The organism is Chryseobacterium artocarpi (assembly GCF_001684975.1).
Lineage (GTDB): Bacteria > Bacteroidota > Bacteroidia > Flavobacteriales > Weeksellaceae > Chryseobacterium > Chryseobacterium artocarpi.
This window is the reverse complement of record NZ_MAYH01000048.1, coordinates 100,083-126,024: the sequence shown is the minus strand read 5'-3', so window position 1 is coordinate 126,024 and position 25,942 is coordinate 100,083. Positions and strand designations below refer to the sequence as shown.

General features: G+C 34.8%; 26 protein-coding genes. 21 read left to right on the top strand and 5 right to left on the bottom strand.

Annotation, left to right across the window (positions count from 1 at the left end; genetic code table 11):
• Positions 1–19 precede the first annotated feature (19 nt).
• From BBI01_RS18375 to BBI01_RS23015, 13 genes are all read left to right on the top strand, one after another.
• A complete protein-coding gene (locus BBI01_RS18375; protein ID WP_065396103.1) occupies positions 20–298 on the top strand; it encodes a DUF2752 domain-containing protein in 279 nt (92 codons plus the stop codon).
• 193 nt (positions 299–491) lie between these two features.
• Entirely contained in the window at positions 492–896 is a 405-nt protein-coding gene (tssD, locus tag BBI01_RS18370) for a type VI secretion system tube protein TssD (protein WP_065396102.1), read from the top strand.
• A gap of 155 nt (positions 897–1,051) precedes the next feature.
• Positions 1,052–2,983: a type VI secretion system Vgr family protein gene (locus BBI01_RS18365; protein WP_065396101.1), complete on the top strand. Its 1,932-nt coding sequence runs from the start codon at positions 1,052–1,054 to the stop codon at positions 2,981–2,983.
• Position 2,984: 1 nt separating this feature from the next.
• On the top strand, positions 2,985–3,155 hold the full coding sequence (locus BBI01_RS22895; RefSeq protein ID WP_165602270.1) for a hypothetical protein: 171 nt from the start codon (positions 2,985–2,987) through the stop codon (positions 3,153–3,155).
• 64 nt (positions 3,156–3,219) lie between these two features.
• Complete coding sequence (locus tag BBI01_RS18360) at positions 3,220–4,194, top strand: DUF2931 family protein (RefSeq protein ID WP_065396100.1); 975 nt, start codon at positions 3,220–3,222, stop codon at positions 4,192–4,194.
• A gap of 32 nt (positions 4,195–4,226) precedes the next feature.
• Positions 4,227–5,642, top strand: coding sequence for a T6SS phospholipase effector Tle1-like catalytic domain-containing protein (locus tag BBI01_RS18355; RefSeq protein ID WP_065396099.1), 1,416 nt, complete (start codon positions 4,227–4,229; stop codon positions 5,640–5,642).
• A gap of 48 nt (positions 5,643–5,690) precedes the next feature.
• Positions 5,691–6,731: a hypothetical protein gene (locus BBI01_RS18350; RefSeq protein WP_065396098.1), complete on the top strand. Its 1,041-nt coding sequence runs from the start codon at positions 5,691–5,693 to the stop codon at positions 6,729–6,731.
• A gap of 14 nt (positions 6,732–6,745) precedes the next feature.
• Positions 6,746–7,798 carry a hypothetical protein gene (locus BBI01_RS18345; protein WP_065396097.1) on the top strand — a complete coding sequence of 351 codons (1,053 nt, stop codon included), beginning with the start codon at positions 6,746–6,748 and terminating at the stop codon, positions 7,796–7,798.
• A gap of 2 nt (positions 7,799–7,800) precedes the next feature.
• Positions 7,801–8,292: a DUF4280 domain-containing protein gene (locus BBI01_RS18340; RefSeq protein ID WP_065396096.1), complete on the top strand. Its 492-nt coding sequence runs from the start codon at positions 7,801–7,803 to the stop codon at positions 8,290–8,292.
• A gap of 12 nt (positions 8,293–8,304) precedes the next feature.
• Positions 8,305–11,121 (top strand): OmpA family protein, encoded by a 2,817-nt coding sequence (locus BBI01_RS18335; protein ID WP_065396095.1) that lies wholly within the window; start codon positions 8,305–8,307, stop codon positions 11,119–11,121.
• A 2-nt stretch (positions 11,122–11,123) separates the two neighbouring features.
• Positions 11,124–12,134, top strand: coding sequence for a hypothetical protein (locus BBI01_RS18330; protein ID WP_065396094.1), 1,011 nt, complete (start codon positions 11,124–11,126; stop codon positions 12,132–12,134).
• 3 nt (positions 12,135–12,137) lie between these two features.
• The gene (locus tag BBI01_RS18325) at positions 12,138–13,151 is read left to right on the top strand and encodes a hypothetical protein (protein ID WP_065396093.1); all 1,014 of its coding nucleotides are present in this window, start codon (positions 12,138–12,140) and stop codon (positions 13,149–13,151) included.
• Positions 13,152–13,242: 91 nt separating this feature from the next.
• Positions 13,243–13,932, top strand: a complete 690-nt coding sequence (locus BBI01_RS23015; protein ID WP_065396092.1) for a hypothetical protein — start codon at positions 13,243–13,245, stop codon at positions 13,930–13,932.
• An 87-nt stretch (positions 13,933–14,019) separates the two neighbouring features.
• On the opposite strand, the gene BBI01_RS18315 is transcribed toward BBI01_RS23015, so the two are convergent.
• The 3 genes from BBI01_RS18315 to BBI01_RS18305 form a co-directional block, all read right to left on the bottom strand.
• Positions 14,020–15,810 carry an endonuclease gene (locus BBI01_RS18315; protein ID WP_065396091.1) on the bottom strand — a complete coding sequence of 597 codons (1,791 nt, stop codon included), beginning with the start codon at positions 15,808–15,810 and terminating at the stop codon, positions 14,020–14,022.
• 225 nt (positions 15,811–16,035) lie between these two features.
• The gene (locus BBI01_RS18310; RefSeq protein WP_065396090.1) at positions 16,036–16,563 is read right to left on the bottom strand and encodes a DUF4136 domain-containing protein; all 528 of its coding nucleotides are present in this window, start codon (positions 16,561–16,563) and stop codon (positions 16,036–16,038) included.
• 1 nt (position 16,564) lies between these two features.
• Positions 16,565–16,747, bottom strand: coding sequence for a C1orf53 family protein (locus BBI01_RS18305; RefSeq protein WP_065396089.1), 183 nt, complete (start codon positions 16,745–16,747; stop codon positions 16,565–16,567).
• 40 nt (positions 16,748–16,787) lie between these two features.
• Here BBI01_RS18305 and BBI01_RS18300 point away from each other — a divergent pair, with 40 nt between their 5' ends.
• From BBI01_RS18300 to hemL, 5 genes are all read left to right on the top strand, one after another.
• A complete protein-coding gene (locus tag BBI01_RS18300; RefSeq protein WP_065396088.1) occupies positions 16,788–17,114 on the top strand; it encodes a hypothetical protein in 327 nt (108 codons plus the stop codon).
• Positions 17,115–17,419: 305 nt separating this feature from the next.
• Complete coding sequence (locus tag BBI01_RS18295) at positions 17,420–18,328, top strand: 1-aminocyclopropane-1-carboxylate deaminase/D-cysteine desulfhydrase (RefSeq protein WP_065396087.1); 909 nt, start codon at positions 17,420–17,422, stop codon at positions 18,326–18,328.
• 15 nt (positions 18,329–18,343) lie between these two features.
• Positions 18,344–19,402: a glucosaminidase domain-containing protein gene (locus BBI01_RS18290; RefSeq protein WP_065396086.1), complete on the top strand. Its 1,059-nt coding sequence runs from the start codon at positions 18,344–18,346 to the stop codon at positions 19,400–19,402.
• Between the two features lie 29 nt (positions 19,403–19,431).
• Complete coding sequence (locus BBI01_RS18285; RefSeq protein WP_123862173.1) at positions 19,432–20,391, top strand: hypothetical protein; 960 nt, start codon at positions 19,432–19,434, stop codon at positions 20,389–20,391.
• Between the two features lie 17 nt (positions 20,392–20,408).
• A complete protein-coding gene (gene hemL, locus BBI01_RS18280) occupies positions 20,409–21,698 on the top strand; it encodes a glutamate-1-semialdehyde 2,1-aminomutase (protein WP_065396084.1) in 1,290 nt (429 codons plus the stop codon).
• A gap of 55 nt (positions 21,699–21,753) precedes the next feature.
• Here hemL and BBI01_RS18275 read toward each other — a convergent pair whose 3' ends face one another.
• Positions 21,754–22,107, bottom strand: coding sequence for a phage tail-like protein (locus tag BBI01_RS18275; protein ID WP_065396083.1), 354 nt, complete (start codon positions 22,105–22,107; stop codon positions 21,754–21,756).
• Between the two features lie 49 nt (positions 22,108–22,156).
• Complete coding sequence (locus tag BBI01_RS18270) at positions 22,157–22,510, bottom strand: phage tail-like protein (RefSeq protein WP_065396082.1); 354 nt, start codon at positions 22,508–22,510, stop codon at positions 22,157–22,159.
• 257 nt (positions 22,511–22,767) lie between these two features.
• Here BBI01_RS18270 and BBI01_RS18265 point away from each other — a divergent pair, with 257 nt between their 5' ends.
• The 3 genes from BBI01_RS18265 (at position 22,768) to BBI01_RS18255 (ending at position 25,921) form a co-directional block, all read left to right on the top strand.
• A complete protein-coding gene (locus tag BBI01_RS18265) occupies positions 22,768–24,102 on the top strand; it encodes an amidohydrolase (RefSeq protein ID WP_065396081.1) in 1,335 nt (444 codons plus the stop codon).
• 18 nt (positions 24,103–24,120) lie between these two features.
• Positions 24,121–24,792, top strand: coding sequence for an ankyrin repeat domain-containing protein (locus BBI01_RS18260; protein WP_065396080.1), 672 nt, complete (start codon positions 24,121–24,123; stop codon positions 24,790–24,792).
• A 283-nt stretch (positions 24,793–25,075) separates the two neighbouring features.
• Complete coding sequence (locus BBI01_RS18255) at positions 25,076–25,921, top strand: AraC family transcriptional regulator (protein ID WP_065396270.1); 846 nt, start codon at positions 25,076–25,078, stop codon at positions 25,919–25,921.
• Positions 25,922–25,942: the final 21 nt, after the last annotated feature.

Below are 25,942 nucleotides of genomic sequence, written 5' to 3'. Positions count from 1 at the left end.
ATATCATAATCTTACAGAAATGAGTATCGAAGACTTTATGCTGACTTGTCCCAGTAAAAAGTTCCTTGGTGTAGAATGCCTTGGCTGCGGAGCTCAGCGTGCTATTGTTCTGGTGTTTCAAGGAAGATTTTCCGAAGTTTTTCAGATGTACCCGGCTGTGTATACCTTGTTGCTGCTTTTTTTAATCATAATACTAAGTTTTATCGATAAAAAAAGGAAATATAGTACAATCATCATGGGATTGATTGTACTTAATCTTGTGATAGCCATCATTTCTTATGTTTATAAACATTACTGATTATACTTTTTAAAACTATAAAAACGGAGACTCTTTCTTATAATTAATATAATTCTTCTAGAACCAGAATCGTAGAACTACTACAATTTTTAAAACTGTTGCCAAAAAACTTTTTAAATTAGAACCTGAAGTCTATCTTTGTTATATAGATCCTATTTACGGGAACTATCATTAATGATAAAAATTTAAGAATATGGCAGGAAATTCAAGAGGAATCTTAAAATTCAATGGAGGTGAAGGTCAGAAGTTATTAAAGCTTAACTACAGTGTATCGAGAGCTACAGACGTTTCAGGACGAGTAGCATCAGATCCGTCAAATGCCCTTATTAAAGTAACTATCGAAGCAACAGAAAAATCTGATGTTTTAGAAAGCTTACTGAACAGCAAATATAAGCCAACAACAGGAGAAATTAATTTCAACAAATCTCACGAAGAAGGAACTCTGATCACTTTGAAATGGGAAAACGGATATGTAATTCAACACGAAGTAGACTTTGATGCAATAGACAGCAACAATATGCTGATCAGTTTTGTAATCAGCGCTGAAACGATTACTTACGGAAATTCAGCTTATGAAGGACTTTGGCCAATGAGTTAAGTCTTCATGAGTGAAAAATAAAAAGACTGTCCCATAAGACGGTCTTTTTTTACCTTTTGAAAAGCCATTTTATAAAGAAAGGGAATGCTTTTTGTTTAAAAAAATCCCATATCATTGAAAAATTAAGAAAAAAATAAAACAAATCACCGCAAAATATGTCAAACACACCTGGAAAATCAAATGCCGCGTCCTTTCGTCCGACGCAGAATGCAGATGGTGTATCAGAAAATCACCATATAGGCATTAACAGATTAGTAAAGCTTTCTCTCGTTATCGAAGGGAAAATTATTAAATACTATAAGCATTTCAAGCTTAAGCAAAGTACGCGACGTCACCACGAATTTACCCTGACTTTAGCTCATGATACCTTAGGAGAAAGGCAAACCCATTCTCTGGATGATGCAAATAAGTTTCTGGGAAAACGTCTTACAGCTGTCATTTCCTATAAAGATATTGACAACAGCCCTGAAAGAACATTTGTAGGAGTGATAACAGGCGTAGGATTCAGTCAGGAAAAAATGAGCCTTGGAAATATTGTATTAACGGGAAGCAGTCCGACTATCTTATTAGACGGAGCTCCGCATATTCAAAGTTTTGGAGGTGCACAGCCTGTTAATGTAGGTATTATTGCTGAAGATGTTATCAAACAAGGGATTGATAAAAGTCGTTTTGATATCAGGGTAGATGCTAATAATTTTTCTCAGATTATTTACAGCAGCCAATATGATGAAACCCATTACAATTATCTTGCAAGAATGGCTGAAGCATATGGTGAACAGTTTTTCTATGATGGTGAAGTTCTTCATTTTGGGAAGTTGCCACCTCAGAATAAACCGATTACATTAACGTATGGAAGCAGCGCCAATGATATAAAAGTGGAACTAAAAGCGGTTCATACCAAGCCACAATTCTATGGCTACAATAGTAATAAACATGAAAAGCTTACTTCCGGTTCTACGCCGATCAAACACGTAGGTGATCTGGCAAAAACAGCTTATAATCATAATGATTCCATCTATAAAACACCTGCATTACAGATTGCTCCTATTAAAGCAACCACGCATCTTGATGTAGAATATTCACAAAAAAGTGCTTCAGGAAGTGAGGCGGTGAATGTTTTTACCATTTCGGGAAATACAACAGTTCCTTTTCTGCATCCTGGGTGTATAGCTGATGTACAGATGCGTAAGCAGGATTCTAATGAAACCTCTTATTTTACAAGAATCATGATCACAGAAGCTGAACATGAAATTGATACTATAGGTCATTATCATGGAAGTTTTGTCGGAATAGCAGCTGATACAGGATTTCTTCCAAAACCAGAATATACAATTCCAAAAGCTGAACCACAAACGGCAACGGTAATTTCTAATACTGATCCGGAAGGACAGGGAAGAATACAGGTAAGATTCGACTGGCAAACTAACGATACCACACATTTTATCCGTATGATGAGTCCTGACGCGGGAGGAACCGATCAGGTATCTCAAAACAGAGGATATGTAGCAATTCCTGAAGTAGGAGATCAGGTAATGGTTAATTTTGTACACAGTCATCCGGACAGACCGTTCGTAATGGGAGGAATGTTCCACGGTGGGGTAGCTTTAGGAGGTGGAATTGATAACCATCTGAAATCTATCCAAACCAGAAGTGGAATCAGAATTCTATTGAATGATAATGAAGGAAGTGTAACCATCCTTGATCCGAGTGGAAATAGCTATTTTATGGATGGTAAAGGAAATATCAACATGAAAGCTCCTAAAAATTTCACATTAAACGCAGGCGAAAATATAAATATCACAGCCGGAAAAGAAATTACCATTGATGCCGGAGCAAGTATCTCAAGTTCAGCAAATGAAGATATAGTCTCTACAGCCGGAAAAGATATTATGCAGACCGCTTCCGGAGATATCAGAGAATCTTCAGACAACAGAACCGAACTGGTGGATAAAGAGTTTAAAAGACAATCTGAGACTTCCAACGAAATAGCAGGAGAAATTTCCATGTTCAGCGAAATGGAAAATATGACGATGCAGAGTGGGAAAATAGTAGAATTCAACAGTGCTGAGAAATCAAAACTTTTCTGATATGGCGATTATCAAAACAGCAAAGAACATCGTGATAACTGTGAAAGACACTTATCATCTGAACGTAGGGAAAAAGGTAGAAAAAATTGCAAAGAAGATCAATGTAGAGGCACAAAAAGAAAACCTTGTTTTAGCGAGTAACAAGAAGATTATGTCTCATGGTCATAAATAATTTAAAAGCTTTTATTCTTTGTGTAGTATGTTGTTTTTCAACAATAAATTGTCAGAATAAAAAAATGGAAGAAAAATACAGTTGGCTGGGAACCGTTTCTGCACCGCAGGAATATCCTATGGAGATTTATAAAGGAGCTATTGTGGCTGATGATTTTACCTATGGCTTCGATGCTATTTGGGGAACACAGAACACCGGCTGGGGGAAAGAAGGCGGAACAATGAGTGTAGAAACCGAAAAAATGAATCTGCCACAACATCTTGAATTTACCTGGTATTCTCTGGTTGAAAAAAAGTTCTATACCGGAAAATGGGATCTTAATAAAGAAAAAATCAAGACTCTTTTTGATGAAGGATTTGTAGATCAGGATACCCGTAAAAGAACTACTTATAATTCTTTTGTTGTAGGGCTGGCTCCTAAAGGGAAAGTTGTTCTTTGGGCAAAAGGTCCGGGAAATCAAAAAGAAATAGGTGCTTTTCAGGCTCACGATACCATTATCACAAAAGAAAAAGCATACGATAATGCACAATATATGTTTAAAGAAGGATTTGCAGACAGAATGCTGAAAGATCCGTCTTATAAAACATTCAAACCTGAGGTTCGGAAAAAAATTGAAGAAGAAGGCTATCCTTCGGAAGATGTGTACGAAGTCTATCGGGAAAAATACAATTGGAAGCCGGATGTTATCCTTCCGGAAGGAGGTGTATGGCTGGACTTTGGATTTACCAATTATAATGGAGAACAGGAAAATCTTTTTGCTAAAAGTCTGAAAGATGATACTTACAAACCAAGAGCAATTCCTAAATTCTGCGGGTTTTATTGGCGCGATAAGAATAAAAACAGATATGCTGTATGGGTAGATGCTTTTGATGACAAGGAAATCTTTGAATTGTTTCAGAAAATAGGAAAAGAGGAAGACATTGATTTTACTATAAAAGTAAATGAAGACAATACAAAAGTGTTTTTATCCTTAATGACGGAGCAGGGAGAAGTTTTCATCACCAAAGCAAAAGTAAGATTGTCCCGAAAAATAGAATAAAATTTCTGTGAACCCATTTAAAAACGAGAACTATGCACAATAATCAATTTGGAGGGTATACACCGACGATAACCAAAGAAGAAGTATTGGATATTACGATCGGAATATTTTTTGACGGAACTTTAAATAATAAAACCAATACCACAGAAAAGGCAAAAGGAACTGATGCTTATAAAAAACATGGTGGTAAAGTTACAGATAACAACAGTTACAACAACGATTGGAGTAATGTAGCCCGAATGTGGGATAATTACGACAAAAATTTCGGAATCTATATAGAAGGAATCGGAACGGAAGATGCTCAGGGAGACCAAACTTTAGGCTATGCTTTTGGTACCGGAGCTACCGGAATCAGATCCAAAGTAAGAAAAGGCTGTGAAGAGATTGTCAAAAAAGTAAAAACCATTAAAAGTGAGAAAAAGGCTGATAAAATTGCTGTACTTACCTTTGATGTGTTCGGTTTTAGCCGTGGGGCGGCGGCTGCACGTAATTTTGTACATGAAATCAGTAAAGCCAAATATAAAGCATCAGCACATACCGTTGCCAATGATGGGATGGTTGCCACCACCTATTCTGATGATGACGGGAACTCTGTAGATTTACAAGAACTTCCTAAATGGGGACATCTCGGATTGAAATTACAGGAAGCCGGTATTACGATTGATGTCTTAAAAGTAAGATTTCTTGGTGTTTACGATACTGTTTCATCCTACTCAAAATACCTGTCGCCAAAACCTAATTTCAGCAATGACGTAGAAGAGTTGAGCCTTAACGATATTGCAAAAGCTCAGACTGTAATTCACTTTATTGCAGAAGATGAACACAGGGAAAACTTTGACCTTACAAGAGTGCGTACAGGAATTGAAAAAACATTTCCGGGAGTTCACTGTGACGTAGGCGGAGCTTATGAAAACGGTGAAGAATCATGGGAAGAACTGGAAACAGCATGGGGATTCAGCCCTTCTAAACTGGAAGCGTTGAGAGATGAACTGGAAGCAGAAGGGTGGTTTCATAAAGGAGAACTTACCATTTCCTCCGGATTTTACTGGTCACTAAAAAGTACACGTAAATTAGTGAAGACATTCAGTTATATTCCTCTACATTTTATGGCAGATTACGGGATTCAGAAAAACCTTCCGATTACAGATAAAAAAATGGTAAATGAAACCTATGCCATTGATTCAGATGCATTATTGGTAAGAGTTAAAAATCGTCTTGAACCTTATGTGATGGGAGACGGAAAACCTTACGCATTTATACCGAAAGCAGAATTGGAAAAGAAATATATGGGAGCATCTATTCCGCAAAAGAAATATGCAGAATATCAGAAAGAAGCTCAGGAGCAAACCGATTTATTAGAACTTCGACATAAATATCTGCATTGGTCTGCAAGAAGAGAAGGTATCGGAATGGACCCAAGACCTAACAGAACCAGAGTTATCCACTAAAAAATTAAAATCACATTACAAGAAATAACCCTGAAGACGGAATATTATATGCAGAAGTTTAATACCCACATCATCCAAAAAAACGAAACCTTAAAAAGTATCGCAACACTTTATGGGTTGGATGCAGATACCCTGAAATTATTCCACAACAATCACTGTCAGGTAAAAGATATGATCCTCATAGAACTTACCGGACAGAAGGAACTTTATATTCCAAGAATAGCTGTTGCGGATCAGAATAAAAAGGTACAGTTTGGCAGAGGAAACAGTATTGTTTTCAGACCAGAGAGATCATTCAGTAAATATGGAGTAATCGTCAATCTTGAAACTGGAAACAGGAAAAATGAACTGAAATACGAAACCTCAGTACGCTGGCTTAAAAACGAAAGCAACCTGTACTTTTTTGAAATTGACAGAACATCAAATCTATATCTGAATGAAGAAGAAATCAATGAAATAGCAGATACATTAGCTTATAAAACCTCCAAAGTTCTGTATCCTTTACAGATAAGTGTGGATGAACATGGGAAATTTCGCCAAGTAGAAAATCTTTCAGTATTTAAAGAGAGATGGACTAATGTAAAGGAGGAAGTTTATAAGGAATTTGAAGGCGATATTGTAGATAAATACTGCGAGAAGATTGAAAACATTATCTACGAACCTGAAGCGATCAGTTTTTATTTGAAAAATGATTATTTCATCAGAACATTATTTTTTGGAATTTATCAGAGTTTCGGACAACGTTTCAAAATAGAAGGAGAAGAAAGCTTCCCTGTAGTGGATAACCCTATTGAGCCGAAATACAAAATACATGTAGAAGTAGATCCGGTAAAAGATGAATATGACCTGGTGAATATATCCGGAGAAGGAAAATTAAATGATGAAAGAACAGTATACGATTTTATCAATGAATCACCTTTTTCAATGACCATTCAGGATCATCCGGTCATGAATGACAATGGAAATTTCAGAATACAGTATTATCTGAACGGGGAAACATTATTGCCCGAAACACTGTATCTGGAATGTAGTATGATGTTGGAAGAAGAAAAGAAAATATCAGTAGTAATTACTGCTATATCAGAATAAAAAAACAAAATAAAATGAAAATAAAATTAAATCAGAAACTTTCTTTACTGATCTTTCTGGTGTATTTCGGTTTGTCCTTTGGACAGAAAGTAGAATTTACGGTGCCAAAAAATATTGAGGTACTGGAGAGCATCATCTTTGATTTTGAAAATGATTTTACAAAAAATTCAGCGATGGGTGCCGCTGCTACCGCAATGGGGAGTGGCTTTTCAACCAATATTGACCTTTATAATCTGAAATATGATGCCGGTTCCAAAAATCCTTATCTGGAATTAGCATTGAATAAAGGCGCAAAACCCAAGCAATTCATTCAACAGGCGAGTTGGAATATAACATTCACTAAAATTTCTAAGAAAAGCACGAAAGTAAGCATCTTCCTTGAAAATATTACTCCTGACCGCTTGTCAAAAAAAGATGTTGATGTAAAACAAACCAAATCGACTGGAAAAGTTGAAAAAGAAATTAAAGAATTCCTGTTAAATTCAAAAGCAACGGATCGTGCAACAGCTCAAGCAGCTTCGCCACGTGCCGAAGAAATTGCAAGAATGAACGCTGAAGCAGATGCACAGTTTGCAGAAATAGAAGCGAGAAATCGTATTGAAAAAACAACATCAAAAAAACTACAGGCATTATTCACCAATAAGCAGTTTATTTCTTTACCTACAACATCAGCTACCTTTACAAAACGCTTACAGATACAACCTACTGAACCGGAATGTGAAAGCTGTAAAGGCGGAAAATATTCAAATTGGGACATTGATGAGGTTTTTAATCTGATCTACGCAACAATGATTGATGGACAGGAATATTACGCTTTACAATACTATGGAGATAAGAAAGTAGCAGGCTTACCTTATGGGCTTGTGTTCAATGATAGTTCTCCCACAGAATGTCAGGAACTTTTTGCAAGATACAATGCTCAGTTGTATCAAACTACGGTAGATACTGATGAAAACACATCAAGTGCACTTACGGTGGTTACTTTCAAAATGAATAAAAGCTTCATTCGTCTTGAGTTCGGGAATCAATACCTGACAAGACTGTTGGTTTCAAATAGAGAACAATAATCATGGCAGAAAAACATATTGTAGTACAGGGCGCAATGTGCAAGTGCCAATTCGGGCAAGCTCCGGATAAACTTAAAGTACTTTCACATCAAAAAGAATACGCAAATGATAAAAGCGCTTCCAAAAAGCTTATTGTAACAACAAAAGAGATAGGAGGAGCAACATTTGAGAAAAATACATTCGGAAATTGTACCAAACACGGCGGACCACCACCGCCATGTAAAATAATGGTCACCGAATGGCAGAAATTCTACGAAAAAGTACAGCTCAGCAATGGCGGATATATCATTCTTGAAGACAGTAAAGCCGTTTGTGCCGTTGCAGGAACACCTTGTATCGAAATCATAGATCATGGACAGAGAGCTGAAGCAAGTCAGCAGAACTTTAAGAATGCAGATAAGGATGTCCAGCAGCAGATCAATCCTTTGGTGAATACGGAATCAATGTATAATGAGCAGCCTTCCAATGACGAAGGAGAAGACTTTGTAATTTAAAATCAACAGAAAATGGCGAAAGGAGTTAAAGCGATAAGTTTCAGCGGTTCTTATTACCCTGATATGACGGTCCCTGGAAAAAGAGTGACATTAGTTGGTGATAAAGAGGTAACTTTTGTAGTTGTTGATTGGTATTTAGGGACAACTGCTGAAGAGAAAAAGAAACCCGTTACATGGTTAATACAGGATAGTAAAAGACAGAAAGTCATTACTAAAACTGTATCTTCTGCACGTAAATTTACCATACCCAAACATTTATGTGGAGGAAGTCATTATTTTTATGTAGAAGCAAGTTTTTCAGGAAATCCTGATAAACAAAATACAACAGGTTTGTTTGTAAAAGGACATTGTACGCCTTTAATTGTAAACACTAAATGGAGTTTGAAATTAGGTGGAGCAGATAATCGTTCCCGACAGTTTTCTTTTGGTGAAAATGTTTTTTTAGGAGTAAGCACACAGGGAATTAATGGAAGTTTTGTTACCGTAGAGGTGTATAGAATGAATTCTGAAGTTACTTTTGAAAAAATTAAGAATAGAATTACTGATAAAAACTATGATGCTACTGCAGATGATGTTCTTGCAAAGGTGTTTCAAAAACAGGCTTGGGTCATAAACGGGCAGATCAATACTGATTTTACAATACAGCGAACTTGGGGAAAAGGAGAGGATGTTACTCAGTTTTATATTAAAATAAAAGATGGTAAAAATTATATAAAAGATGACCGAGGAAACATTATTCATGGTCGTTTTTTAAAGGTTCAGAACAAAACAGTTCCCGTTAAAACCAATATTACCACTCTTAATAATAACGCTCCTGTAAAAGTAGGACAAACAGACAAAAAGGTAGATTCAATATCTACTTGTAAGTTTCAGATTATCAAATTCTCAGAAAGAAATAAGTTAGTTGAACTTTTTAACGAAGGACAATTCATTAATAAAATGGATCCAAGTAGTAAGTTTTATACTATTCGAAATATCAACTATGATTATGATAAATCTAATATCAGGGCAGATGCTAAACCCGTTTTAGCTGAGGTAGTACAGTTTCTTACCAAACTAATGCCTTATGTACCTGTGGAATTGGGGTCTCATACAGATTCCCGAGGGACGGATCAATACAATATGGCGCTTTCAAAACGCAGAGCACAATCTGTTGTAGACTATCTTGTTAAGAATGGGGTAGATGAAAGGCGAATTCATGCTAAAGGATACGGAAAAACCATGCCCTTACATTCCGGGAATAATTTAACAGAAGGAATGCATGAGCAAAACAGAAGAACAACTATCAAGTTTCTGATCAGTGATAAAGATGCACTGCCAATAGAATATTCCTTGATTGCTCCTGATATTAATCACGCAAAAGCATCTGCACTTATTATTAATGGAGTTTCAAGAAAAGGATGTTATCATAAACCTGAAAAGCATACGCTACCGGTTCGGGTGATCAGTGGTTATACAAACGGAAGTCCTATTACTTTAAAGGAAGGTAATAATAGCATCAATTATAAAGTATACAGCAATGAACCTAAACTTGGTGACTTCCTGCATTCATTTTTCCTGGGAAGTAGATTTGCACACCAGTTTTTTATAAATTCCTGTGCTTATTATTCTAAAATGGATAAGAAGGAAGCTAAACCTACATTGGTTTTAAACACTTATCCGGATGCTGTTCTCACACAAAACTTAAGAATGAGCTATAAAGAGCCATTCTTTTGGAATGATGTTCCTGTGAGTCTTGTCGACAACTTTGAGTGGCTTGATGAAACAGTAGATTCAGTAAAAAAAAGTATCACCAATCTTAAGGAATTTTCTCCAAAAGAAGTAAATGAGCTTTCTGATACGATTTTTGAATTCCTTCAGGAAGAAACCCATAAGTTTGCTTTAGGAGTACACTTTATTTATAACTTCGGAGATATTGAAAAAAGAAAATCTCCGGCAAGTACAATTGATTTCACTCGGGACTACCGCTACCTTACTGCTATTGCATTAATTATCATGTATATTATTGAAATTGCAATTATACTTTTAATAATCTGGTTTACGCGAGGTAAAGGTGCATTTGGAAGAATAAGAAAACATAGGAAGTTCTTTAAAACAATAGATAAGATGGGCGATTGGGGCTTTGAAATAGTATACCCCAAAATGGCAGAGAACAGAAGCATGTATTTTGAATCTACCCTTGGAAAAATATCAAGAGTGGTTGAAATTAACAGTAAAGCCGATCCGCTGCTAGGAATTTCCTATAAAAAAGAAGTGAGCCTTCTTGAAATAGAAAAGGTTGCGGCAAAGCTTAAGAAAGTTTTAGGTGAAGATGTTTTGAAAGACACTAAATTGAAATTTGAATTCGAAGGAAAAATATTTGCTCAATTTAAGGTAAGAGCAAACTTTGGTTCAAAGAAAATATACGTGCGGGACTTTATTTCTAACCTTAACAGTGGTGAAGGTAAATTTACAGCTGGTATGGGGATTGCGGCAGGAGTCTCTTTAACAGGTTTTGAAATAACAAGAGAAAAAACTATACATTGGGTTCCAATATTTGAACCTACTAAAATAAAACTGGAAGCTAAGTTGGATGTTGATTTAGGAGGGTATATATCATATTCTCGTAATTATCAGTTTGATTATAATTCTAAACAAGAACCGACGGGAATTTACTATCAAGATGTAATTTTCTTTTCTGGGCTTCATGGCAAAGTATTCCAAAAGATTGAGATTCAAAAAAATGGAAAAGTGTTAAAAAGCACGAACCCTCAAAATAAAACTAATAACTTTACATTAATAGAAGGTGATACCTATTACATGGACAAAGTTTATATTTTTAAAATTTAATTATGAAAAGTTTTATATTACTTACAGCAATATCAATCAGTATGTTTAGCTGTTCACAACAGACAAAATCAAATAATAATATGAAATCTGAAATTAATTCCTCCAATATTGTAGAAAAAGTAAATGAACAAGTTAAACAATATACAAAGGAGCCAATTTATCAAGTATATGTTAAAAACTCATTGTGCACTTATGATTTATTAGTTAATGATTATCCTATTGGAAAGATATCTGATTATGCACAGCAAGCAACACCTTATGATATTAATACTGCTATTCTAAAAAGTGGTAAACAAAAAATAACGTTACGTTTATATCCAGCACCAGCTGAATATAGCAGATCAGGTGATACATTTTCTCCTAATACGTCGTGTAAACTTGAAATAGAATATGTAAATAAAAAGGATCCTAATTATAATGCTGTAGCAGTTAATGAATTTAAACTTCCTACAAAAATTAGAATGGCTGGAGAACATAATGATATGGAAATTCCTGAATTTGAAGGAGCAGGAAAAAAGTATTATGAAATCACATATGAATTTGATGCAACAGTTCCTTATGAAAACGAAGGTTGGAGTAAGGGGCAAGATCTTACAAAATTAGATCAGAAGCTCTTAGAGAAAAAAACTGTGGAATTTTATAATTATTATAAAAATATTTATTCTTCTAATAAAGCTGATGAACTTGCTAAAAATGAGTACGGTTCAATGAAAAGAGATGCCATCTCACAATATCAGGATAAGAAAGAGATATCTAAAATATGGGACGAATATCTATTTAATTTGAAAACTGTGAAAAAATGGTATTCATTAGAAAAATATAAAAAAGTATTTTATGGAAATGGTAAAATTATAAAGCTTGAACAAGCAAATGATGAATCTTTATATAGAGGTGAGTCAGCATTATATTATGATTCTGTTGAGAATGGTGATACATATGGTAATTCATTAGGATTGTATCTTTATCTTCCAGAGGGTAAAAAGTTGGAAGACGGTCTTGAAGTTGTACGTTAACTTATGAAAAATGTAATTCTCCTTTGTGTATCTGTTGTAAATCTTTGGGGATGTTCACAAGCTGAAAAACAGCAAGAGGTTAATCCGATATTAACTACCGAAAATTATATTCCAACAATGCTTAAAGAAATAAAGCATTATCCAAAAGAACCTGTATATCAGGTGTATGTTAGAAACTCTTTATGTCTTTATGAAGTACTTGTTAATGATTATCCTATAGCAAAATTATTTAACTATGGGCAGGAAATGACACCTTACAATATTAATAATGGTATACTTAAAAGTGGAAAGCAGAAAATAACTTTACGCTTATATCCGGCACCAGAAGAATATAGCAGATCAGGAAATGTATTATCTCCGAATGTGTCATGTAATTTAGAAATAGAATATGTAGATAAAAAAGATTCCGAATATAACTCTGTAGCAGTTAAAGAATTTAAGCTCCCAACAAAAATAAAAATGGCTGGCGAGCATAATGATATGGCAATTCCTGAATTTGAAGGTGCAGGAAAAGAGTATTATGAAATAACCTATGAGTTTGATGCAACAGTTCCTTATGAAAATGTTGGATGGACTAAGGGGCAGGATCTTACAAAGTTGGACCGAAAAAAGTTAGAAGAAACTACTCTGAATTTTTATCAAAATCAATGGAATTTATACAAGAATAAGGAAAAAGATAAAGTATTTTCTTTCTTATTTCAAAAGGAAAAAGAAACTACACAAGCTTCATATGATGATGAACAAAGTTTATTGGATACCAAAAACTCTTACTTAAAACCATTTACTATTGGGTCGTATGCTTTAGAACAAATTAAAGACTATGACTTTAAAATTTTTGGAAATGGTAAGTTAATTACTCTACAACAGAAAAGTTTAGATCCAAGATTAAGATCAAACTCAGCTTTATGGGGAAAATATAAAAATGAAAAAGGAAGTACAATTGTTAACTTCAGAAATTATTATTTGTATCTTCCAGAGGGAAAGAAATTAGAAGACGGTCTTGAAGTAATACGTTAATCTATGAAAAATGTTATTTTTTTTGTATCTATCGTAAGCTTTTGGACATGTTCCAAAAAGTAAGAATGTATTGTTAACCAAAATCTCATTTATGTTTAAAAAAACGATCAACCTTTGTGTCATTCTTTTTCTGTTTTCATATGCAAAATCACAGAATACCAATAATATTTGTGCTGATTGTGGAGACTTTGATTTGCTAAAGATTACTTTCGATGAGAATGTAAATGCAATTACATCCAAAGCTGACCCTTTTAAAACTGTTTTTGTGAATAAGACATGTGAAGAAAAAGAAGCAAAGCAATTGTTCGAAGATGATGATACCTGCGGATTTAAGTATAATATTTTTAAAAAGAAAACAGAAAAGCCCTACCTGTCTGTAGAAGGGAACTTTAAATTTGATGTTCTTCATTTGCTGACAAACGCGAAAAATGAACTCGCAGCATACAACGCTTCTGCAGAATTTAAAGGAGATGAAAAAAAGTTTCAATTATTAGTAAATATCATTACAGAGAAATTTAAAACAAATCCAGTATGTAAAACCCTTTTTTTGGATGAAGCTTTGGTATATCAATGGAATACCGCTTCTTATTTCTGTCAGTTAACACGATCAAAAAATAAACAGAAACAGGAAACAAAAAGTAACGGAAAAAATAAAATAGATCAATATTATTATATCACGTTAAGCGTTTATCAAAACAATAGATTGGACCCCAAAATAAAGGAAATCATTCGTCGTAATGAAAACTTTGTGATTTATAAAGAAAAAGACTTTGTAAAATAATAACCTTGGTGTCAAAACCCGTAAACTATAAAAACAAAAAAGGTTGACCTTACAAGAAGATCAACCTTTTTTATAGATATACCTAAATTATTTTACCAAAAACTGTGTCGTCACACCATCCAGTTTAAGAATATAAACTCCCTGTCCAAGATTGACAGTTCTGATTACATTTCCATTTCTGAAAGGTCTGTCGATCGTCTGAAGAACTTTACCTTGTAAAGTATAAATTTCAGCTTTTTTAACATTCTGAACATCTCCCTTTACAACAATCTCCTGGTTTGTGATTGGGTTGGGAGAGATTTTAAAACTCTGTGTAGCTTCAGGGGCAACGTTCTGAGCTTGTTTGGCAGAAGAACCAGAATAACAAGTCCATGTAAGATCATCAATAGCAATTCTGTTACCTGATGAATTATTGACCAGGCTTACCGTTACATTACCTGAAATATTAATGTTATTGATCGTTGTAGTTGTAGCCGTTGTACTGTAAGGTACCGTTCCTACCGTAGTTCCGTTTACTTTTACATCAAGAGCACCATTGCTTCCTGAAAATTTAAGCTGAGTAGTAACCGTTAAAGAACCAATACCATTTCCATAACTGCTTGAAGTTAAAGAACCGTTTCTTACAGTAATAGCTTTATTGTTGATTGTTTGATCAGTTCTTGAATCCGTAGCTGTCCACGAAATACCGCTGTTAGTCCATGTCTTTGTAGAATAAGTAGAACTTGCAGCAGGAATAGACTCAAAATTTTCACTCGCACAACCTGTAGATGGAGTAGTGGTTCCACCTGCATCCGTGGTTCCTGAAACAGTAGCACTGTTAGACGACGAATTTCCAGCAGCATCTTTAGCAACGATATAGAAACTGTATGTTGTAGACGGATTCAATCCTGTAACTGTTGTAGAAGTTGAGTTCACATTAGTTTTCAGACTTCCGTTCATATAAACATCATATGAAGACACACCCACATTGTCTGTAGAAGCATTCCATGTAAGAGAAATACTGTTGGACGTTTTTCCTGAAACAGTTAAACCTGTTGCAGCTGTCGGAGCCTGTGTATCATTCGTTGGAGTCTGAGAACCCCAGATAAGATTTACATAATTCGGATTATCAATAAAAGGATTTCTGTTACCCTGATATGTATAAGAAGCATTATTTCTTTTGATTTCAGCCTGAGAAACCGGATCTTGATTATGCCATGCAAGAAGAACATTTAATTCCCATGTTTGAAGTCCCGGAAAAGTAGAACTTCCAAGCATATTTCCTGAAGAAAAAGAAGAAAGTTTACTCTGGTAACGCGTTACGAAATAGAAAATCATACGTGCTACATCTCCCTTAAACTCATCAATAGGTTCGAAAACCGTCCCGGAATACCCGGAAGAAGAAGAATTACCAAGCTTTGAACCGTTTTTAGAAGTAAATGTTGCACTTCCCACCTTTCCGAAAGGATAATTACTTCTCATTCCATTTACCTTTCCATCTGTAGCACGGATAAAGTGAACGTCAGATACCATTGGTGAAGATTGATTGAACAAGCTTTGAGGAACAATATGCTCTCTGTTATAGCAGTTTCCTTCAGTAGAATAGGTTCCACATTGATTGCTTCCTGGCATATACTTATAAGGATCTGCCCCTACAGGTTTTTCAGAATAAATATCAAGGATTGACCCATCATTTTCATAGTCTTTGTCAATATCTGTGGTTTTATAAGCAGTCCATAATCCGTTGTAGCCTTTATCCTGATGTCCGCTACTGATAATACTGCTTAATGCCGTTTTCAATGCTGCACCGCTCAGTCCATTGGCAGCATTATAGTATCCTGCAGGAGCCTGAGCATTCGCAAGTCCCGCAAATACAGTGAATAGAATGATTTTTTTCATATTAATATAATTTCACAACAAGATTACTACATTTTTGTGAATAAAAAATTACATTACCATTAATTTTGAATGTATCGCATTTGTATTTCGCTAGTGAATTGTATTTGATTTATAAAATACATTGATATTAAATATTTTATGAAAATATAACTATTAATAATGGGTAATTGAAAATAAAAAAGCCGGCACAAAAGTACCGGCATATATAATAATAGCTATAGAATTTTATTTTCTCTGTGGCGGATAATTTTTCATAATCTCAGCCATGATTTCAGGAATTTGTCTCTGCTTAGATCTTGGAGAATCTACAGAAATCCCGCTTCCGATACCCTGCCATACCAATTTATTGGTTTTTGAATCAATCAGATCTACGATCAAAGCCCCTTCATTATAATTGCTGGTCCATGTTCTGTTCATACCAACGCCCCATCCGAAAGGTCCGCCCCATCCCCACATTCCGTAAGGAGAAGTCGTATTGATATCCGTAATTTTTTTATGATTAGCTTTTACGTTGATAATCAGATCCGGATTCTCACCAGATTGTAGTCCTTTAGCCTGAAGTTGTCTTGAAAGCTCGTTAAGAACCCTGTCTTTATCAATATCATTCAATTTTAGATCATCAATTCTTATTTTATACGTTCTGTAAGAATTGAAATTGGCTGTTTCAGCATAATCTGAACGCACCTGAAAAGGGCTACATGACGTTAATCCCAATGTAGCTGCCGCCAACAAAATAAAAATATATTTTTTCATTTTATTTATTTTTTTTATCAATTTTAATGAATGTATCAGTCTTTTTATCGTACCCGTATGGACAATGTCTGCAACCGCTTTTACAGCAATGTCCTCTTTTTAGATGAAATTTCTCTGTAAAAACCTTGTATCCCTGTTCATTATAGTAAAAGTCTTCACCTTCTTTGATGTCATAATGGGCCATAAGTTAAACGCAAGTCAAAAAACTTTTTATATTTGTTAGTATGATAATTGTATGCCAAAAGCCGTTAAAAAGATTAAAAATTAATGGCATTGCTCTTTTTCCCTTTATCTTCATTAGGAAACCCGAAGATAAGGAAAATAAAGTACTTATCAATCACGAAAAAATTCATTTGAGACAGCAGCTGGAAATGCTTGTCATTTTCTTCTATATCTTTTATGTCATAGAATATTACTACTGGTTTTTCAAACTTAAAGACGGTTATCTTGCTTACAGAAGAATCTCATTTGAAAGAGAAGCTTATGCTAATGAACATGATTTGAATTACCTTAAAAAAAGAAAATTCTGGAACTTTAGGAAATATTTGTAAAAGTGTTAGATTTCAGACATCAGACATCAGACATCAGACATCGGATATCAGATTGTGAATGAATGGCTGCATCAATAGGGATGGGCTAAAGCCCATCTAATAAAATAAGCCAAGATCCAATGGCTTTAGCCAAAACCTATATTTAAACACAAATAACACAAATAATTTCACAAATTCTGTATTATCTGTGGTTAAAAAACAATCAATAACTATCTGTAAAAACCAAAGGTAATCCTGGAAAAATCATAAGTAAATCTTTTATTATTTTTGTATTCTATAAACCATGAATAGTCCAGAAAACTAAAATGCTATTACAACTTCCCACAGAAAATATTCCCATCCAGGAAATTTCCATTCATAAAAACGTAAAACTTTTCATCAAAAGAGAAGACTTGATTCATCCCCAGATTTCAGGAAATAAATACTGGAAATTATTTTATAATATCAATCATTATCTGGAGGGAAATCCGGAGAAACCCTATATTATTACTTTTGGAGGTGCTTTTTCCAATCATATAGCAGCAGTTTCCGCTGTAGGGAATCTTGCAGGTGTTCCCACTCTGGGAATAATTAGAGGGCAAGAACTGGAACATAAATGGAGAGACAATCCTACATTACTTTTTGCCAAAAGAAACGGGATGAACCTGAAATTTGTCACCCGTGAAGAATATCGTCATAAAGAAAAGCTGACAGAATTCCTGCAACAAGAGTTCCCAGACGCATTAGTGGTGCCGGAAGGAGGAACCAATGAAGAAGCTGTAGCAGGCGTAAAAATGATGCTCAATGAGCAAACAAAAGATTTTGATTATCTTTGCACCGCAGTTGGAACTGGAGGAACCATTGCCGGAATTTCAAAATTTTGTGAAGAAAATCAGAAAGTTATAGGGTTTAAGGTTGTTGACGATGCTTCACTTGAAAGTAAAATTTTTGAATTAACCTTGAAGCAGAATTTTAATCTAATAGATTCATGTTTCGGAGGTTATGGTAAAATAAGTGATGAAAATATCCGTTTTATCAATGATTTCAAAGATAAATACGATATACCTCTGGAACCGATTTATACAGGAAAGATGATGCAGAAGGTTTTTGAACTGATTGAAGAAGGATATTTTCCTGAAAACAGCAGGATTTTGTGCTTTCATACAGGTGGATTACAGGGAATTGAAGGTGCTAATCTGCTTTTAGAAAAACAGAATAGAAATTTAATTATATAAGTAAAATTGAGAAACATGAAAAGACTTTTCCTATCCATAAGCCTTTTAGTTGTATCAAAATTTTCTGCTCAGGGATGGGCAACCGAAGATCAATACATTCAGAAATTTGCTAAATATGCAGTAGAAGAAATGGAAAAATATAAAATTCCGGCTTCTATTACTCTTGCTCAGGGACTTCTTGAAACAGGCGGGGGACAAAGCAGATTGGCACAGGAAGGTAAAAATCACTTCGGAATAAAATGTAAAGAAGACTGGACCGGTAAAACTATGAAACATACGGATGACGCTCCAAACGAATGTTTCCGCGTATATGACGATCCAAGACAGTCTTATGAAGATCACTCTATATTTTTATCCACCAGAAAATACTATGCAAATCTTTTCAAACTGGATATGAAGGATTACAGAGCATGGGCAACAGGATTGAAAAAAGCAGGATATGCAACGAATCCGCGCTATGCTTCCATTCTTATCACTAAAATTGAAAAGTACAGACTATACGAATATGACAACACCAATTCTAATGAAGTGTTGTATGCTGTTCTTAAAATGTACCCGGATCTGAAAGACGACAGAACTTTTATGGCTCAGTTGGAACCTTCAAAAGCTGGAAAAAAAGCTAAAGAACCCGTTACTGTAGAAGTTCCTTACAAACAGACTTCTTATGCACAACAGCAAAAAAGAGTAGAAAGAATCAAAACAAAAGCAGAGATTCTGAACGCTATTCTTATCAAAAGTCACCCGAATGACGGTCTGAAATATATCATTATCCCAGAAGATACCGATGTTAAATTCATTGCTAATAAATTTAAAGTCAGCGAAAGCCGACTAATGAAGTGGAATGAATTGGAAAACGAAACATTGAAGAAAAACTCTATCGTCTTCCTTGAATCTAAAAACTCTTCAGGAAATACAGCCACTTATAAAGCAGAATCTGGTGAAAATATGCATGATATTGCCCAGAAATTCGGAATCAAACTCCATAAATTGTATGCTAAAAACAGAATGGATGAAGGACAGAAACCATCTGCAGGACAGCTGATTTATCTGATTGATAAAAAACCTAGAAACTAATATCTTATACTCCCATGAAAATATTAAATATGACTTTTAAATATCTTTTGATATTTTTGATGTTGATCTCATGTGCAGTATTTTCTCAGGAACAAAATTATATTCCTTACAGAAAAGGAAAATTATGGGGATTATGCGATACTTGGAAATTTATTACAGTCCAACCACAATATAACGATATAAGTTGGTATGATGATTCTGTGAAAGGTTTTCATGCTGAACTAAATGGTAAATTTGGAATCATTGGTTCCAATTCAACGCTTGTTATGCCATTTATTTCTGATAAACCAATAGCTGTAGATAAAGGTAAATTTTTGGTTTTTGATGGATGGGATTACTATTATTATTCCATGGAAACAAAGATACGTCTGGAAAAGCAAATCCAAAATGCAAGACCTCCGGTAGGTGATAGAGGATGGGGATGGGGAATAGAACCATTCAGTAGAAAAGATATAAAGGAGCCCGTATTGAGCTGGGATGACCTTAACAGTGAAGATGTTGAAATGTTGAAGCCCTATAATAACCACCAATATGAGCTCAATTTTAAAAGAGATTTTATAGAAATAAAAGCTGGTGATTCCTATATTGGGATTTACATTCCTGAACTTCATAAAATCTTTTTAAATACACCTGAGCTTGCACATATAGGATGGCAGTATTATAAAGGCATTCCATATATTTATACAATGAATACTTCAAATTTAATGGGACTTATAGATATCTATTCCCGCGAGGTATATCCTAATAAATATCATGAAATTGCTTTGGTAGATGTTCATCAATTGATATATCTTTCAGAGCCTGATCCCAATCATCAGAATAATTTAATTTTTAAAACAATTCTTCCCAATAATAAAGTATTAGACGGGAAGTTTGATCGGGATATGCAGCTTTGGAAAAATGGTAATCCTTTCCAGTTGTATTATATAATGATTGATGGGAAGAAAAATTATGCAGGAGAAGATGGTACCCTTTATTTTGAGGGTTAAATAATAAAAAATAGAAAATGAAGTATCAAAGAAGTTCGGCTTTATTTGATGAAGCCTACAAATACATTCCGGGAGGTGTAAACTCTCCGGTGAGAGCATTCAAATCCGTAGGAGGAGTGCCTGTTTTTATGAAATCGGCAAAAGGTGCTTACCTTACTGATGCAGATGACAATACCTATATCGATTACATCAATTCATGGGGACCAGCTATTTTAGGACATACACATCCTGAAGTACTGGAAGAACTGAAAATTCAGGCAGAAAAAGGATTCTCCTTTGGTGCTCCTACAGAGCTGGAAACTGAAATTGCCAAGTTTATCGTTGAAAACGTTCCGAATATCGATCAGATCAGAATGGTTTCTTCAGGTACAGAAGCTTGTATGAGTGCAATCAGACTGGCAAGAGGATACACTAAGAGAGACAAAATTGTAAAATTTGAGGGTTGCTACCACGGGCATTCAGACTCATTCCTGATTAAAGCGGGAAGTGGTGCGGCAACTTTTGGAAACCCGAATTCTCCGGGAGTAACGGAAGGTACTGCTAAAGATACATTGTTGGCTCGTTATAATGATTTTGAACAGGTTCAGGATTTATTCCGTCACAATCCGGGTGAAATTGCAGCGGTGATCATCGAACCGGTTGCAGGGAATATGGGATGTGTATTACCGGAAAATGATTTCCTACAAAACCTAAGACAAATCTGTGATGAAAACGGAGCTTTATTAATTTTTGATGAAGTAATGACAGGTTTCAGATTAGCTTTCGGAGGAGCACAGGAATTATTCAATGTAAAAGCTGATTTAGTAACTTACGGAAAAGTAATTGGAGGTGGACTTCCGGTAGGAGCTTTTGCAGGAAGAAACGAAATTATGGATCACCTGGCTCCAAAAGGAGGTGTTTATCAGGCTGGAACATTAAGTGGAAATCCATTAGCAATGAGAGCGGGATTAAAAACCCTACAGTTAATCAAAAATGATCCTGAATTTTTCAACAGATTAAGTAAAACAACCCAGACTTTAGATCTTGAAATCGGAAAGATTTTAAATGAAAAAGGAATTGCTCATAAAATCAACAGAAAAGGTTCCATGATGTCTGTATTCTTCCATACAAACAGAGTTTCTAACTTTGATGAAGCACAGGAAGCTAATCATTCATTGTTCAATAACTTCTTCCATCAAATGCTTCAGAATGGAGTTTATCTGCCACCAAGTGGTTATGAAACATACTTCATCAGTGATGCGATCAAAGAAAAAGAAATTGATATGACACTGGAAGCCGTTAGAAAATTTGAGTATTCTAATAAATAAATACAAAGAGACTGCCTTTTGAGACAGTCTCTTTTTTTATCTGTAGTTTATTAAGTTAAGCAAAGCCGTAGCAAAATAAACACATCCATCGCCCTTCCTTATTGGCAGCATCGGCATCAAAAATATAGAGTCCTTTACCATCAATATTTTTTCTTTGGCTTTCTGTATCTCCTCCGGAAATATCATTAATATATATGATAGTGCCATCCTGTTCTGCTCCGTATAAGGTATTTCCTTTTTCTGTAAGTTCTGCACGGGTTAATCTCGGAGGAAGTAATCCGTCAATAGTCAAAATATCTTTTTTTGCTGTAATATCTAGAGTTGCTTTAGGATTTTCAGTATTAATTCCTGTTTGAGCCCATACGACCGATGATGTAGCTATTAAAAAGCAGCTAATAATTTTTTTCATATTTAAAAAGTAAATTTAAATCCAGTCTCTTTTTGTATTTGTAAATTGATTAAATAGAAGCGTAGCAAAATAGGCACATCCACCTTCCTTCATTATTCTCAGCTTCTGCATCGAAAATATAGAGTCCTTTACCTTCGATAAATTGTCTTTGGCTTTGTGCATCACCTCCGGAAGTGTCATTAATGTAAATTATTGCTCCATCGTGTTCTGGTCCATACAACGTATTTCCTTTCTCTGTAAGTTCTGCACGGGTCAATCTTGGAGGTAATAAACCTTCAACCGTTGTAGAATCTTTTTTTGCTGTAACATCAAGAGTTGCTTTAGGGTTTGTTGTATTAATACCTACCTGAGCATATAAAATAGGAGCAGCACCAATTAAAATCAAACTAATCAATTTTGTCATATATTTTTTCTTACAAATATAAATTTTACTTAAAAAAATGAAGCTGGCGTTTTATTGCGTAAAATGTATTAAAGTGGTTGATTTATAATTTAATAAAACAGATATAAGAAATTATTTTAGTAAGAAAATAACAGATAATGTATTATTGTAGAGATTTTTATCTAGATTATAAAAAATATAAATTATACAGATTTTGTAATAAACCATACACTTTGTTCCCCGCAGTTCTTTTTAATTTTGTCATAAATAGATTGGAAATGAAGACTTCAGACAATAATATGTCCCGCAAAGATTTTATCAGAAATTCAGCATTGGCAATGGCAGGATTAACTTTACTACCTAATATAATGACAGCATCACCGTTTTTTGATGAGAAAAATATTTCAGCAAAGGGAAAACTTAGTCTTAAAAATGTTCGTCTGGAAACAGGATTTGAATACGATGAAGGAGAAGTATCTGCCACAAAAACAGACTTGTTCTATGTAGAAGTAGAGAACGGAAAAATTACAAAGATTTCTCCGAACCAGCCTAATGCAAAAGCTATAGATGCAAAAGGTCTCTTAATGTTACCTGCATTTAAAGATATGCATATTCACCTTGACAAAACTTTCTATGGAGATCAATGGCATGCCGTAAGAAAAAGAACCGGTGGTATAAAGGGAATGATTGAGCTTGAGCAGAAAATGCTCCCTGAAATGCTGAAGAATTCAACTTTTAAGGCTGAAAAGATGATCGAATTGCTGCAATCCAAAGGAACATCATTTGCCAGAAGTCATGTGAATATTGAACCTACTTCAAAGCTCCAGTCATTAAAAAATCTACAGAAAGCTTTAGAAAATAAGAAAAACAGTTTCGGGGCTGAATTGGTAGCATTTCCACAACACGGTGTTTTTTATACAGATTCTGCACTTTATTTGAAGGAGGCAGCAAAAATGGATATTGATTTTATCGGTGGAGTAGATCCATTCAACGTGGACGGAGATATTGAAAAAGTAATGGATTTTACAGTTCAGCTAGCATTGGACAATAAAAAAGGAATTGATATTCACTTACACGAAACCGGAGATTCAGGATTGAAAACTGTAGAATATCTGATCAAAAAGGTAAATGAAAACCCATCTTTGAAAGGCAAAACCTATCTGAGTCACTGTTTTATATTAGCGAAACTAGACGAAAAAAAACAGGAAGAAATTGCTGAAAAACTTAGTGAAGCACAGATCGGAGTGGTTTCTACTATTCCTTTTGGAAGGCTGATCATGCCCATCCCAACATTATATAAGCATAATGTAACCGTATTGACCGGAAATGACAGTATTGTAGATCATTGGAATACTTTCGGAACAGGAAGCGTGCTTCAGAAAGCCAATTTAATGGCGCAATTATATGGATATTCAACGGAGTTTTTATTATCAAGAAGCTTAAAACTTGCCACAGGTAATATACTTCCGCTAGATGATAAAGGAACTCAGCAATGGCCTAAAGCAGGAGATAAAGCAGATTTTGTTTTGTTGAATGCAAGCTGTTCTGCAGAAGCTGTATCAAGAATCTCGAATGTAGAATCGCTGGTACATCAGGGAAATGTTGTTTTCTAACCCTTTATTTTAATTAAAATGAAGAAAGTATTAGTGTTTCTTTTAGCATTCGGAAGTATGAGTGCTTGTGAAGAGAAGCCCGGTGATTTTCCAAAAGAAGAAATGATGCAGGAAAAAGATATCATAAACATGGTAAAGAAGAATAATATTGATGCGGTAAAATCTGCTTTAGAAAAAGGAGAAGATGTAAATACGCAGGATCGAAAAGGTCGTTCTTTACTATTGATTGCAACCATTGAGAAACAAACCAAAATGGCAAAATTGCTGGTTTCATATAAAGCAAATGTAAATCTTCAGGATGACCAATTGGACAGCCCATTCTTATATGCAGGAGCAAGCGGACAAACTGAGCTTGTAAAATTATTTCTTGAAAATGGTGCCCGCTTTGATCTGTTCAACCGTTATAATGGAACGGCTTTAATTCCAGCCTGTGAAAGAGGACATGTAGAAACGGTAAAGGTTTTGGTAAAAACTAAAGACTTTCCGATCAATCATGTTAATCGTTTGGGATGGACGGCTTTAATGGAAGCAGTAATCCTTGGAAACGGAACCCAGAAATACCAGGAAATAGTACAGATCTTAAAAGATAACGGAGCCAATCTTACCATCCCTGATCATAATGGGAAAACGCCTTTGCAGCATGCAGAGCAATTAGGATTTGAAGAGATTGCAAAAATATTGAAATCATAGACATTCTTATGCTGTAGGAGGTTGGAAACGCAATGAACTAATGATTATAGTTATAATACAGAGAGGTTTAGGGCTAGTTTTAACATCTTTGTATCTTATCATGTAAAGCTTTAATCAATTTGAATCTTGCGTTCTTCCAACCATCATTTACTACTGTTTATAAAATTTAGATATATAATTTAGTTGGTGTTTTTCAGCCACAAAGGATACATTTGTTTCTTTTGTGGCTATTTTAGTTTTTTCTGTGATAAATTTTATTAATTTTAGAAGAAATTCAGGGAGCGTGAGTTATCATACAGATCATTTTCCTATTTTGGGAATCCAGGAGTTCAGTGAAGATCAGCTTAAGGGCTGTAATTTGTTATTTAATGAACTTTACGGGGCACGTTCCATTGATGATCCCCATAAACATGACTTTTTTATCATCAATCTTTTTGAACACGGAGTAGGCTCGCATACCATAGACTTTACAGAATATCAGGTTAAAGATCATCAGATTCACCTTGTTTTTCCAGATCAGGTACATCAATGGGTGATTGAAAAGGAAACGGTAGGATATCAATTAATGATCAGCAGAGATTGGTTTGAAAGTTTCTTGCCGTCTCTGCGTTTTTCGGCTTCTTATTATCAGAATCATCCGGTTATTAATTTATCTGATGAGGTTTTTGCAAACTTTCTGTATGAATTCCAGGCAATTCAAAAAGAATTGAAAACGGAAAAAGTGTTTTGGGAACTTATTCAAAAGAGAAGCGAACTGATCGGTTTACTGGTAAGCAAATCTGTGGAAGGAGCGTTTAAAGACTTTGAAGTTTATAATTCAAATCCGATTATTTCAAAGTTTTTACATCTTATTGATGAACATTTTAAAACGGAAAGATCCGTTTCATTTTATGCAGATAAACTGAATATTTCTGCCAATTACCTGAATATTGTCTGTAAAAAGAATCTTAATGCTTCGGCTTCATCTCTTATTCAGGACCGTATTCTACTTGAAGCGAAAAGACTTTTGAAGGTTTCAGAAATGTCTGTAAAAGATATTGTATATGATCTGGGGTTTTATGATCATGCCAGCTTTTCAAAGTTCTTTAAAATGCAGACAGGGATGACACCATCTCAATTCAAAGAATAATTTATACAACACAAGACATAA